We start from the raw sequence: 13143 nt of genomic DNA, 5'->3' as shown, positions 1-13143 counted from the left end.
CCGGTTCGGGATCAGACGGCGCCGGTGGCCGCGCGGACGGCGCGGTCCACGCGGTCCAGGACGTCGGGCGGGGTGAACATCAGGGCGCTCGCGAGCGGACGGCCCGCGGCCCACACGGTGTCGTCGCGGACGGCGACGACACGTTCGGGTGCGACCTCGGCGAGCGTGTCGAGGAGGGCGGTGTACGCGCGCGGGTCGTCGAGGACGGCGCCCAGCGACGCCTCGAGCCCGGGGAGCGGGGGAGCGGTCGGCGCGGCCGGCACCGTCACCGTCCACTCGTGCGTCCCCGACCCCACGGTCGCCGGGACGGTCGTGCCCTCCACCGGGATGCCGGGCAGATCGACCTCGGCGGTCGTGTTCGGGGGCACCACGGCGGTGATGCGGACGTGCTGCCCGTCGCGCCGCCACTGGACCGCCGCCGTGCCGTACGGCGTCTCGTGCCGCGCCGAGGCGTGGTCGAGTGACGCGAGCGGGCGCGGGGCGATCCGCAGGCGACGGTAGCCCGGAGCCGCGGGGGCGAGCCCGGCGACGGTGCGGTGCAGCCAATCGGCCACGGCGCCGAGGGCGTAGTGGTTGAACGAGGTCATCTCGCCGGGGTTCACCGACCCGTCCGGCAGCAGGCTGTCCCAGCGCTCCCAGACGGTGGTGGCGCCCATGGTGACGGGGTAGAGCCATGATGGGCACTCGGTCTGCAGCAGCAGTCGTTCGGCCGCGGCGAGGTGACCGCCGTCGCTCAGCGCGTCGGCGACGAGGGGCGTGCCGACGAAGCCGGTGCCGATGCGGTACCCGCCCTCGCGGACGAGCGCGGCCAGGCGGTCGGCCAGAGCCGCCCGGGTGGGGGCGTCCCGCACGAGGTCGAAACGGAGCGCGAGCGCGTAGGCGGTCGGGGCGTCGCTCATCATGCGACCGGCGGGCGTGACGTACTCCGAGACGAACGCGCGACGGCTGCGCTCGGCGAGGTCCCGGTAGAGATCGGCGTCCGCGTCATGGCTCAGGAGCGCGGCGGCTTCGGCGACGAGTCGCAGCGACCGCGCGAAGCACGCGGTGGCGACGATGTCGGCATCCACCTTCGCCTGTCCGGGCTTGTCCGGCGGCGCGGAAGGGTCGAGCCAGTCGCCCAGCTGCATCCGGCCGGCCCACAGTCCGCCGTCGCCGGCGTCGCGGCGCACGGCCTCGACCCAGGCGCGCATGCTCGGGTACTGCGCGGCCAGCACCGCGCGATCGCCGAAGCGCTCGTGCAGCACCGACGGGACGACGGTGGCCGCGTCGCCCCAGGCCGCGACCGGCCCGCCGCCGCCGAACGACGGCAGCGCCGCCGGGATCACGAGGGGGACGACACCGTCGTGGCGCTCCTGTTCGAGGGCGAGGTCGCGCAGCCACGAGGTGAGGAAGCCGGCGCTGTCGTACAGGAAGCTCGCGGTCGGCGCGAACACCTGCAGGTCGCCCGTCCACCCGAGGCGCTCGTCGCGCTGCGGGCAGTCCGTCGGGATCGACAGGAAGTTGCCGCGCATGCCCCACACGACGTTCTCGTGCAGTCGGTCCAGCAGCCCGTGCGACGACGAGAACCACCCGGTACGGACGAGATCGCTGTGCAGCACGACCGCCTCGACGTCGGCGTCGGCGATGTCGACGCCCTCGACCTGCGCGTAGCGGAAGCCGTAGAACGTGAAGCGGCTCTCGAGCACGTCGTCGCCGCCGGAGAGGACGAAGGATGCCTCGGCGCGGGCGTTGCGGAGGGGGCGCAGGGCCAGTTCGCCGGCGTCGAGCACCTCGGCGTGCCGCACCGTCACGCGCGTGCCGGCGGCGCCGCGGACCCGAAGGCGCAGGCGGCCGACGAGGTTCTGCCCGAAGTCGAGGACCGTGCCCCCGGAGGGCGTCTGCAGGCGCGCGGCGACCGGCGCCGACTGGATGCGCCGGACGGGCGGCGCGATCCGCGCCTCGGGGGTGGGAACCGTTTCGTACCCCGGGCGGGCGACGGCGCCGACGCGGGCGGGCGCCCAGGTCGCGCCGTCGGACACGGTCTGGGCCGCGCGACGCAGGTCCTGCTCCTCGCCGGCGTAGATCCCGCTCGCGCGCACCGGGCCGTCGGCGGACGCCTCCCAGCCGGGGCCGGTCGCGGCGAGCGTCTCGACGAGACCGTCCTCGTACGTCACGCGCAGCTGCGCGAGGAACGAGGGCTGGTCGCCGTAGACGCGGTCGGTGAACGTGAAGAAGCCGTACTTCTCGGTGTACCACGCTCCCGCGAGCGTCGCCCCGAGGACGTTGTCGCCGACGGCGAGGAGCGTCGTCACGTCGACCGTCTCGTGCACGAGACGGTCGCGGTAGGAGGTCCAGCCCGGCGAGAGCACGTCGTCGCTCACCGGGGTCCCGTTGATCTCGGGCTCGGCCGCGCCGAGCGCCGTCCAGAACAGCAGCGCGCGGCGCACCGGGCGCTCCAGCCGGAAGGAGGTCCGCACGAGGGCGGGCTGGGCCTCGGCCGTGGCGTCGGCGAGGCCGACGGGGGCGGCGACCCACTCGTCGGCGCCGAGGAAGCCCGCGGCGACGGGCAGGGGCACGCTCCACGGGCTCGTCGTGCCGGCGGCGTCGGTCACGCGGACGCGCACCTCGCGCTCCTCGCCCGGGGCGAGCGGGCGGAACGGCCAGTCCACGAGCACCGAGGCGTCGCCCTCGAGGGCGATCGTGTCGGTGCCGTCGGTCAGCTCGGCGCTGCTCTGATGCCAGTCCGGCGTCTCGGTCCGCACGCGCCACGACAGGCGCGGGTGCGCCGTCGCGACGAACGGGGTGTCCTCGCGCAGATCGGCGCGGAGGGCGACCTCGGCCACGCTCACTCGTCGTTCCCTTCGGACATCCAGTTCGCCGCATCCACTCGGCCTTCGCGGGCGTACACACCCACGACCCGGCCCGTGAACGACTCCGCCGTCTCCGATGACAGGAACCGACCGTCGACCTCCGCGAGATCGATGCGTCGCCCTTCGACGGTCGCGGCGAGGTGGAAGACGTCGCTCGTGCGGGCGAACCCACGGTCGGTGTCGGGACGACGCGACTCGATGTGGAGCGTGATCCGATCGACGTCCAGCGGCACCGGCCACTCCTGGACGAGACCGGCGACGTTCGCGCGCGCCACGACGCGCCCGGCTCCTGCCTCGACCTCGACGTGGAAGTCCTCGTCGTAGCGCACGGCCAGCCCGCCGACGCCGGCGGTGCAGTCCAGCTCGACCGAGGTCGACTGCGTCAGGTGCTCCTGGCGCCGCCCGACGAACACGGGGCGCGGGTCGTCGAGGGTGGCCCCGTCGGCCCGCAGCACGAGCCAGCCGGGTCGCGCGGTCAGGTCGGCGATCTCTGTGGGGAGCCTCCGCGGGGTGATCCATTCGCCGTCCAGCGGCACGTCGGGGGAGAACGTGACGTCCACGCGCGTGCCGGGGCGCGGAGCGAGCGCGACCGGCTCCATCGTGGGCCAGCCGTCCTCGTGCCAGTGCACGCGGGTGACGAACGTCTCGCGGCCCAGGGCCGAGAACGCGCGCGTCATGCTGCGCGGGCGGACGCCCAGCAGCACGCACACCCATTCGCCGTCCGGGCCGATCACGAGGTCGCCGTGCCCGGTGTTCTGCACCGGCCGGATCGTCGAGCGGGCCGACACCAGGGGATTCGCGGGGCCCGTCTCGAAGGGGCCCTCGGGGCGATCCGCGCGGGCGATCGAGACGCCGTGTCCGCGCTCGGTGCCGCCCTCGGCGATCAGCATGTACCAGCGCCCGTCGATCTCGTACAGGTGCGGGGCCTCGGGGAACATCCCCCCGGTGCCCGACCAGAGCGAGCGCGGTTCCTCGAGCGCGCGATGGGTGTCGAGATCGACGCGGGCCTGCAGGATGCCGAGGTGGCGCCCGGCGTCCTCCCCACCGAGGATGAGTCCCGAGTAGGTGATGAGCGCCGTCCCGTCGGCATCCCACGCGATGTCGGGGTCGATGCCGTCGAGCGAGGCCCGCCCCTCGGAGTCGGTGATGAGGTCGCCGTCGCTCCACGGCCCGGCGGGGTCGGCCGCGGTGAAGTGCAGCATGCCCCGGCCCATGGCATCCGTGACGACGAGATGGAACACCCCGTCGCGGTGCCGCAACGTCGGCGCCCACGCGCCGCCGGCGGTGCGGACGTCGTCGACGCCGAGCTGTCCCGGACGCGTCGCGACGTGGCCGATGAGCTCCCACGTGACGAAGTCCGTAGACCGGTGGATCGGGATGCCGGGGAGGTACTCGAACGTCGAGGTCGCCAGGTACCAGGCGTCGCCGACGCGCACCGCCGAGGGGTCGGGGTGGAAGCCGGGGATCAGGGGGTTGGGGTACGTGGTCATGCGGAGGTCTCCAGGGTCTGGCCGATCTCGGCCGCGAGGGCGATGGCGCGGGGATCTCCGCCGCCGGGCCACGGGCCGCGCACGATCGTCCACGCGAATGCGACGCCGGTGTCGGGGTCGACGCAGGCGAAGCATCCCGCCGCGCCGTCGTGGCCGAAGGCCCGCGGCCCGCCGAACGGCATGGCCGCCGAGGGCTTCTGGAAGACGATCGCGTGCGCGCGGTCCTGCTGGCCGAGCACCTCGTCGAACCCGCGGACCTGCTGCTGGCCGACGGCCGCGACGGTCTCGGTGGACAGGAACGGTGCGCGCCCGTCGACGCCCGTGACGGCGGCGGCGAGCAGCCGAGCGATGCCGCGGGCGCTCCCGGTGGCCGAGGTCGCCGGGTGCCCGTAGCCCCAGCTGCGGCGGTCGTTCGCCATGTCGACGCTCGAGCGTCCGGGGCCGAACACGAGGGCGCCGAGGGGCGTCGTCTGCCGCTCACCGGGCCCTGCGGCGGGCGGGACCATCGGGAGGACGTCCACGCGGCGGGCTTCCTCCTCGGCGGGGAGGCCGAGGAAGAAATCGATGCCATGGGGAGCGCGGATCTCCTCCTCGTAGAAGGCGTGCAGGCTCCGGCCGGTCACGCGCTGCACGAGTTCGGCGCCGAGCGTGCCGATCGTCGTCGCGTGGTAGCCGAACGCGCTCCCCGGATGCCAGAACGGGACGCTCGCGGCCAGGCTCGCGGCGGCGGCGGTCTGGTCGAGCATGTCGAGGAAGTCCAGCGCCGGTGTGGCCTGGGGGAGTCCGGCCTGGTGCGACAGCAACTGGCGCACCGTGACCGCCGCCTTGCCGGCCGCGGCGAACTCCGGCCAGTACTCCGCGACGGGGGCGTCGAGATCGAGCAGACCCCGCTCGACGAGCAGGCCCGCGGTGATCCCGATCGTGTTCTTCGACACCGAATAGGGCACCAGGACGCTGTCCTCGTCGAGGTGCGGCCCACCCCACACATCCAGCACCGGGGTGCCGTGGTGGAACGCCGCGGCCTGGAAGGACAGGTCGGGATCCGCGGCCAGCGCCGCGGCCAGTCGGTCGCCGGCGGCGGCCAGTCGCGGGTCGACGTGACCCTGCAGCGGTGCCGTCACTCGCCCGCCTCCCACGCGACGCTCAGGGGCGTCTCCGCGACGGAGGCTCCGACGCACAGCGTGAAGGCACCGGCCTCGACCTCCCAGCCGCCGTTCCAGTGGGCGAGCCGACGGGTCGGGACACCGACACGGATCGTGGCGGTCTCACCCGCCGCCGCGCGGACGACGCCGAAGCCCACGAGCCAGCGCACGGGACGGTCGACCTCCGAGTCGGCGCGCTCCGCGTAGACCTGCACGACCTGGCCGCCCGCGCGTGCGCCCGTGTTGGTCAGGGTCACCACGACATCATCGCCGTCGCGCACGACCCCGTCCCACGACCACGTCGTGTAGCCGAGGCCGTGACCGAAGGGGAACGCGGGGCGCGCGTCCGAACGCAGCCACGCGCGATAGCCGATGTGGATGCCCTCGCTGTAGCGCAGGACGCCCTGGTCGGGCGTGACGTCGCGGACCGGCACGTCCGCGAGCGCCGCGGGCCAGGTGGTGGGGAGTCGCCCGCCGGGTTCGGCGGCGCCGGTGAGGACGTCTGCGAGCGCGGTGCCGAACTCCTGGCCGCCGAAGTACCCCTGCACGATCGCGGCGGCGTCGTCGGCCCACGGCAGCACGACCGGCGAACCCGCGTTGATGATCACGATCGTCCGGGCGTTGGCGGCGACGACCGCGCGGACGAGATCGTCCTGACGTCCGGGCAGGTCGAGGTTCGCGCGGTCGTAGCCCTCCGACTCGACCTTGGAGTTGGTGCCGACCACGACGACCGCGACATCGGCGGCCGCGGCGGCCGCGGCCGCGCGGGCGATGAGCTCGTCGGCATCCGTGTTCTCCGGTGCGATGCCGAGCGTGACGCTCATCGCCCCCGGGATGCCGCTCTCGTCGCTGCGGTCGAACTCGGCGCGGACGGAGATCTCCCGACCCGCCTCGACGGTCACCGCCGCGGTCAGCGACGGGGGGTTGAGGAATGCCGCGCCGAGGTCGGACCCCTCGACCACCGGCGCATCATCGAGCAGGAGCTCGCCGTCGACGAAGAGGCGTCCGGGGTACGCGCCCGCGAATCCGAGTTGGATGGTGCCCGCCACGTCGGGGGTGTAGACGGTCTCGAGCACGAGGGTGCGCGTCTGCGCGATGGGGGCGTCGCCCCCGAACCACACCAGCGCCGTCGCGCGACGGTCCTCGGTGAAGAGCTCCTCACCGGCGTCGCCGAGGAACGTCACGCGCATGCCGAGGCGTCCGGTGGCGGGGTTGCGCAGCTGCGCGAGGGGGATCTCGGCCACGCCCTCCTGCACGACGGCGCCCAGCTCGTAGGCGACGCGGTCGGATCCGTAGGCGCGGCGCAGTCCTTCCAGCGGCGAGACGATCCGCTCGGGCACGACCGTCGCGCTTCCACCGCCCTGCGTGCGGGCGTCCCGCGCGTTCTGGCCGATCACCGCGAGCGACGTGATCGACGCGGGCTCGAGGGGCAGGATGCCGTCGTTGGCGAGCAGGACCGTGCCGGCGACCCCCGACTCGCGCGCGAAGGCCGTGGCATCCAGAGGGGCGGGCTCGATCGCGGGGGCGTCGCCGAGGGCTCCGACGCGCTCGGCGAGCAGCAGCATGCGCAGCACCTTGCGGTCGAGGTCGGCCTCGGGAACCCGGCCGTCGCGGACGGCGTCGGCGAGGTCCGCCCACGCCGGGGCCGGCCCGGGCATCGCCAGGTCCTGCGAGGCGGTGGCGGCATCCAGCGAACGCACCGCGGTCCAGTCGCTCATCACGACGCCGTCGAAGCCCCACTCGGAGTTCAGCGGCGTCTCGAGGAGGTCGTTCTCGGTCATCGTCACACCGTCGACCGAGTTGTAGGCGCTCATGATCGACCAGGCGCCTGCCTCCACGGCGCGCTCGAACGGCGCCAGGTAGAGCTCGCGCAGGGTGCGCTCGTCCATCTGCACGTCGACGGTGAAGCGATCGGTCTCGGAGTCGTTCGCGACGTAGTGCTTGGGGGTCGCGGCGACACCGTTGTCCTGCAGACCGCGCACGTACGCGGCGCCGAGTTCGGCGGACAGCTCCGGGTCTTCGCTCAGGCATTCGAAGTGCCGGCCGCCCAGCGGTGAACGGTGCAGGTTGATGGTCGGTCCGAGCACCACGTCCACGCCCTTGCGTCGGGCCTCGGCGGCCGCCGCCGCGCCGTAGCGGTACGCCAGCTCGACGTCCCAGGAAGCGGCGAGGGCCGACCCCGACGGCATGTTCAGCGAGGGCTCGCGCTCGTCCCACCGCGGTCCGCGGACACCGGCCGGACCGTCGGACAGCGTCATGGCCCGCAGCCCGATCTCGGGCAGCGGAACGGTCGTCCAGAAATCGGCGCCCTGCACGAGGGCCGCCTTCTGCTCGAGGGTGAGCTTCTCCAGCAGGGGGACGAGGTGGGCGGTCGCGGGCGCGTCGACAGAAGGCAGGGTCACGATGATCTTTCCGGGTGCGAGGAGGACGAGACGGTCAGGATGCCGAAGAGGCCAGGAGCGCGCGACGGGCGGCGCGACGCTCCTCCTGCCGGTCGGGGTCGGGGACGGGTGCGGCCATGAAGAGGCGCTGCGTGTAGGGGTGCTCGGGACGCGAGGTCACGCGCTCGGCGGGACCGGTCTCGACGATCTCGCCCTTGTACATCACGGCCACACGGTGACTGATGTGACGCACGACCGCGAGGTCGTGCGTGACGAAGAGGTAGGCGACCCCGGTGCGGTTCTGGATCTCGATGAACAGGTCCAGCACACGTGCCTGCGTCGACAGATCGAGCGCCGACACCGGCTCGTCGCACACGATGAGCTTCGGCTGCAGGGCGAGCGCGCGCGCGATCGCGATGCGCTGACGCTGACCGCCGGAGAACTCCCGGGGGAGGCGGCTGCGCGCATCGGAGGGGAGCCCCACCTGATCGAGCAGGTCCCGCACGCGGGACCGGGCCTCGGATCCCGCGACGCCCGACGCCGTCAGCGGCTCGGCGAGGATCTGCTCGATCGTCATCGAGGGGTTGAGCGACGAGTAGGGGTCCTGGAAGACGACCTGGATCTCCGAGCTCAGCGCCCGGCGCTGGGCACGGCCGAGGTGCGAGATGTCGCGTCCGCCATAGGTGACGGTGCCACCGCTGACCGGCGCGAGACCCAGGACCGCACGGCCCAGCGTCGTCTTGCCCGAGCCGGACTCGCCGACCAGGCCCATCGTCTCGCCGGGCAGGATGTCCAGCGACACCCCCTTCAGGGCGCGGAAGGGCTGGGCGCGGAAACCCTTGCCCGGGTACTCGACGACGAGGTCGTCGACCGTGAGCAGCGGAGCGGTCATGCCCGCACCCCTTCCTCGGCGCCCAGCGGCGGCCGTGCCGGACCCTCGTCGAGGATCGCGTCCAGCAGCGCCCGCGTGTACGGGTGCTGCGCTTCGGTGAAGATCGCCCGGACCGGGCCCTGCTCGACGAACACGCCGTTCTGCATGACCGTCACGCGGTCGCAGAGGTCGGCGACGACGCCGAAGTTGTGCGTCACGAGCAGCATCGCCATGTGCCGCTCCTTCTGGAGGTCGCGCAGCAGCTCGAGGACCTCGGCCTGCACCGTGACGTCGAGGGCGGTGGTCGGCTCGTCGGCGATGATGAGCTCGGGATCGGTCGAGACGGCGCCGGCGATCAGCACGCGCTGGGCCATGCCGCCGGAGACCTCGAACGGGTACGCGTCGAACGTGCGCGCCGGGTCGGGGATGCCGACGCGGGCGAGCAGCTCGAGGGCGCGCTCGCGCGCCTGCTTCTTCGACAGCCCGAGGTTCTTGCGCAGCGGCTCGACGAGCTGGCTGCCGATGGTGAAGGCCGGGTCCAGGTTGCTCATCGGCTCCTGGGGGATGTAGGCGATGCGCTTGCCGCGCACGCCCCCGTAGACCTTCTCGTCGGCGTCGGCCAGCTCGGTGCCGTCGAAGAGGATCGACCCGCCCGTGACCGAGCCGCCGCGGGGGAGGAGACCGAGGACGGCGAACGCCGTCTGGGACTTGCCCGAGCCGGACTCGCCGATCAGACCGTGCACCTCTCCCTTGCGGACGTCGAGCGAGACGCCGTGGACGACCTCGATGTGGGAGCCGTCGGCCTGGTCGTACCCGACGTGGAGGTCGCGGACGCGCAGGAGCGTGTCGGTCGCCTTGCTGCGGGTGTCGTCGGCGTGCACGATCACGTCGCTGTCCACGATCGGGAGCTCGTCCGGGTCGAGCACGTCGCCGCCGGTCAGCGAGACCGAGGTGGTGACGGCGGCGATCGAGCCGGTACGGCTCGACACCGCGCGACGGCGGCGGCGGCGCACGGTGACGGTGCGTTCGAGCTCGTCGCGGAGGACGTTGGCCAGCAGCGTCAGGGCGATGCAGGTGAGGGCGATCGCGAGCGAGGGCCAGATCAGGCCGGCGGGGTTCTTGTAGATGTTCTTGAACGCGTCGGTGAGCATCGACCCCCAGGTGGGGACGTTGGAATCGCCGAGACCGAGGAACTCCAGCCCGGACTGGATCGCGATGGCGATGCCCGAGACGATCGCGGCCTGGATGATGATGGGCGCGCGGACGACCGACAGCACGTGCCGGCCGATGATGCGCGTGTCGCTGAGGCCCGAGACCCGGGCCGCGTCGACGTAGAGCTCGCCGCGGACGGCGGTCACCGAGGCGAAGACCAGGCGGAAGAAGCCGGGCGAGAGGAGGATGCCGAAGATCACCATCGACAGCCACACGGAGGGTCCGAGCACGGCGCGCGCCGCGAGCAGCACGACGATGCCCGGGAGGGCCATGGTCAGCTCCGTGACCCACGTGGCCACGGTGTTGAACCAGCCCTGGTAGTACCCGGCGATGAGGCCGCTGATCACGCCGATCAGGACGGCGACGACGACCGCGACGAGGGCGGCGGCGATGCTCGTCTGCGTGGCGGCGAGGAGGCGGGACAGCACGTCGCGGCCGCTGCCGTCGGTGCCGAGCAGGTGCGCGGGGCTGGGCCCGGACAGGATGCTGCGGATGTCGGCGAAGTTCGGGTCCTGCGGCGCCACGAGCGGACCGATGAAGGTCAGCACCGCGACGATCGCCAGGAAGATCAGTGAGACGAGCCCGACCGGGCGGCGCACCAGCCGTCGGAACAGGGCGACCCGTACGGGGGCGACGGGGACGGCGGGAGGGACGGCGATGGCGGTCATGCGAGTCGCACCTTCGGGTTGAGGGCCGCCTGGGCCAGGTCGATCAGGAGGTTGACGACGACCACGATGATCGCGAAGGCGATCACGAGGCCCATGACGACGGGGATGTCGCCGAGGGTCGTCGCCCGGACGCTCAGCTGACCCATGCCGGGGATGGCGAAGATCTGCTCGACGATGACGGCGCCGCCGAGGAGCCCGACGAACTGCACGGCGAGCACCGCGAGGGCGGGACCGCCGGCGTTGCGGAGCACGTGCTTGTAGACGACGGAGCGCTCGCTGAGGCCGCGCGAGCGGAGCGTGCGGACGTAGTCGCGGGAGGTGGCGTCGAGGACCGAGCCGCGCACCTGCTGCGCCACGGTCGCGATCGCGCCGATCGACAGCGCGGTGATGGGGAGGATCACGGAGGAGAGCCAGCCGCTCACGGACGTCGTGATCGGCGTGAAGCCGGTCGCCTTGAACCAGCCGAGGTTGACGGCGAACACGAGGACGAGGACGAGGGCGATGAGGAAGCCCGGGACGGCGAAGCCGACGAGCGAGAGGAACTGCACCGTGGCATCCACCGCGCCTCCGCGGCGGGCGGCGAGGACGCCGAGCAGCACGGAGAGGACGGCCGACACGAGCGTGGCGCCGATGACGATCGACAGCGTCACCCCGAGGCGCCCGGAGACGCTCGTCGAGACGAGCTCGCCGTTGAACCAGCTCCGACCGAGGTTCCCGGTCAGGGCGGAGGTCACCCAGTCGGTGTACTGCGTGAGCAGCGGCCGGTCCAGGCCCAGCTCCGCGGTCTTCTTGGCGACGGTCTCGGCGGTGGCGGTCTCGCCCAGGATGCGGCGGGCGATGTCGCCGCCCGCGGCGTAGAGCAGGGTGAAGGCCAGCAGCGAGATGACGGCGACGAGGACGACGCCGGACAGCAGCCGGCGCACGATGAATGCGAACATATGTGGTCCCTCGGGGCGGACCGGGCCCACCCGACGTGTGCGGGTGGGCCCGGTCGGCGGGTCAGTTCTTCGGCGAGAAGTCGAAGATCGACGGGTAGGCGTTGGTCGGCCAGAACTCGAGGTTCGTGTTCGGGTCGGTGGCGAAGGTGCCCTGGACGCGGAAGAACGGGGCGAACCACGCCTGGTCGACGATGTACTTGTTGAGCTCCTTGAGGGCGGAGTCGGACTCGGCCTGCGAGCCGGTCTGGATCGTCGAGATGAGCGCGTCGACCTTCGGGTCCTCGGACTTGAAGGGGTTGAAGGTCGCGTTCGGCGCGATCATGAAGTTGATCAGCTGCCAGTCCGGGTTCTGCTCGAGGGCCATCCAGGTCGCGGGGTACTTCGGCGCGAGCATGTCCGCGATGAAGTTGGCCGAGCCGGGATCGGTGTAGTTCACCGTGATGCCGATGTCGGACAGCTGCTGGGCGACCAGGTCGAACGTCTGCTGGAACGCCGGGGTGGTCGGCATGTTCAGCGTGAAGCCGTTGGGGTAGCCGGCCTCGGCGAGGAGCTTCTTCGCGGCGGCGGGGTCGTAGGCGTAGGTGGAGTCCAGCGACTCGTCGTAGGCGACGGAGGTCGCGGGGAACACCTGCTCGGTGACGGTGCCGTAGCCGGTCTGCAGCGACTGCAGGAGGGCTTCGCGGTCGAACGCCATGTTGATCGCCTGGCGCACCTTGACGTCCGCCAGCTCGGGCGCCATCGTGCCGGCGCGGTCGAGCAGGAGGAGGCCCTGGAAGTCGAGCTCGTTGGACTCGATCGTCCAGCCGGCGCCCTCGACCTCGGTGATCGTGTTGTTGTCGGCGATCTTCGCGCCGTTGAGCTCACCGGCCTTGATCGCGTTGATCGTCGCGGTGACGTCGTCGAAGACGTTGATGGTGAGCTTCTCGTACTTGACGGCGTCCTTGTTCCAGTAGTTGGGGTTGGCCGTGTAGTTGTACGTCGTGCCGGTCACCGAGGAGGCGGTGTCGAGGATGTAGGGGCCCGAGCCGACGGGGTTCGTCGACACGTCGGGGTTGTCGAACGACGACGGCGCCTCGACGAGACCGGGGGCGATGGAGAGCAGGTTAATGAGCGAGGGGTCGGGCGCCGACTGGGTGATGGTCACCGTCGTGGCATCCGGGGCGGCGAAGGTCTTGCCGGCGAGCGTCGCGGCCTGCGGCGAGGTGCCGTCGCGGAAACGCTCGAGGCTCTTGACCACGGCGTCCGCGTCGAGCTTGGTGCCGTCGGAGAACGTCACGTCGTCGCGGAGCGTCAGGGTCAGGACGGTGTTGTCGGCGTTGTACTCCCACTTCGTGGCGAGCCACGGTTCGATCTCGCCCTGCGCGTTCTTCTGCAGGATCGTGTCGAAGACGGCCTGGAAGAACGGGCTGCGGTTGCCGTACTCCGCTCCCGCGCCGATGTCGTAGCTCGTCGGTGCGGCGATCGCGCCCAGCGTCAGCTGTGCACCTTCTCCGCCGGTACCGCTGCCGGTGTTGTCACCGGCGCATCCGGTCAGTGTCAGCGCTGCCGCGACGGCGAGGGCTGCTGTGGCCTTCCATCGGAACATCCTTGTC

The 13143-nt window shown here is 72.2% G+C and carries 8 protein-coding genes; all 8 read right to left on the bottom strand.

Features of this window, described 5'->3' with window-relative positions:
* Positions 1-11 precede the first annotated feature (11 nt).
* Positions 12-2828 carry a family 78 glycoside hydrolase catalytic domain gene (locus tag BGO45_RS07145; RefSeq protein WP_292692161.1) on the bottom strand — a complete coding sequence of 939 codons (2817 nt, stop codon included), beginning with the start codon at positions 2826-2828 and terminating at the stop codon, positions 12-14.
* Positions 2825-4339, bottom strand: a complete 1515-nt coding sequence (locus BGO45_RS07140) for a glycoside hydrolase family 43 protein (RefSeq protein ID WP_292692159.1) — start codon at positions 4337-4339, stop codon at positions 2825-2827. The genes BGO45_RS07145 and BGO45_RS07140 overlap by 4 nt, the downstream gene beginning before the upstream one ends.
* Positions 4336-5460: a serine hydrolase domain-containing protein gene (locus BGO45_RS07135; protein ID WP_292692157.1), complete on the bottom strand. Its 1125-nt coding sequence runs from the start codon at positions 5458-5460 to the stop codon at positions 4336-4338. Before BGO45_RS07135 ends, BGO45_RS07140 begins: the two co-directional genes overlap by 4 nt.
* Positions 5457-7739 carry a glycoside hydrolase family 3 protein gene (locus BGO45_RS07130; protein ID WP_292692921.1) on the bottom strand — a complete coding sequence of 761 codons (2283 nt, stop codon included), beginning with the start codon at positions 7737-7739 and terminating at the stop codon, positions 5457-5459. Before BGO45_RS07130 ends, BGO45_RS07135 begins: the two co-directional genes overlap by 4 nt.
* A gap of 178 nt (positions 7740-7917) precedes the next feature.
* A complete protein-coding gene (locus BGO45_RS07125; protein WP_076495030.1) occupies positions 7918-8754 on the bottom strand; it encodes an ATP-binding cassette domain-containing protein in 837 nt (278 codons plus the stop codon).
* A complete protein-coding gene (locus tag BGO45_RS07120; RefSeq protein ID WP_292692153.1) occupies positions 8751-10613 on the bottom strand; it encodes a dipeptide/oligopeptide/nickel ABC transporter permease/ATP-binding protein in 1863 nt (620 codons plus the stop codon). Before BGO45_RS07120 ends, BGO45_RS07125 begins: the two co-directional genes overlap by 4 nt.
* On the bottom strand, positions 10610-11551 hold the full coding sequence (locus BGO45_RS07115; RefSeq protein ID WP_076495034.1) for an ABC transporter permease: 942 nt from the start codon (positions 11549-11551) through the stop codon (positions 10610-10612). The genes BGO45_RS07120 and BGO45_RS07115 overlap by 4 nt, the downstream gene beginning before the upstream one ends.
* Positions 11552-11612: 61 nt before the next feature.
* Complete coding sequence (locus BGO45_RS07110; protein WP_292692151.1) at positions 11613-13136, bottom strand: ABC transporter substrate-binding protein; 1524 nt, start codon at positions 13134-13136, stop codon at positions 11613-11615.
* Positions 13137-13143: the final 7 nt, after the last annotated feature.

It is taken from the genome of Microbacterium sp. 71-36 (assembly GCF_001898305.1).
In the GTDB taxonomy this organism is placed as follows: Bacteria; Actinomycetota; Actinomycetes; order Actinomycetales; family Microbacteriaceae; genus Microbacterium.
The sequence above is the reverse complement of the archived record's forward strand: the minus strand, read 5'-3'. Positions and strand labels throughout refer to the sequence as shown.

Coding starts and splice junctions, on each gene's coding strand:
- BGO45_RS07110 (WP_292692151.1), bottom strand. CDS start 13,136: ATGTTCCGATGGAAGGCCACAGCAGCCCTCGCCGTCGCGGCAGCGCTG.
- BGO45_RS07125 (WP_076495030.1), bottom strand. CDS start 8,754: ATGACCGCTCCGCTGCTCACGGTCGACGACCTCGTCGTCGAGTACCCG.
- BGO45_RS07130 (WP_292692921.1), bottom strand. CDS start 7,739: ATGACGCTGTCCGACGGTCCGGCCGGTGTCCGCGGACCGCGGTGGGAC.
- BGO45_RS07120 (WP_292692153.1), bottom strand. CDS start 10,613: ATGACCGCCATCGCCGTCCCTCCCGCCGTCCCCGTCGCCCCCGTACGG.
- BGO45_RS07140 (WP_292692159.1), bottom strand. CDS start 4,339: ATGACCACGTACCCCAACCCCCTGATCCCCGGCTTCCACCCCGACCCC.
- BGO45_RS07115 (WP_076495034.1), bottom strand. CDS start 11,551: ATGTTCGCATTCATCGTGCGCCGGCTGCTGTCCGGCGTCGTCCTCGTC.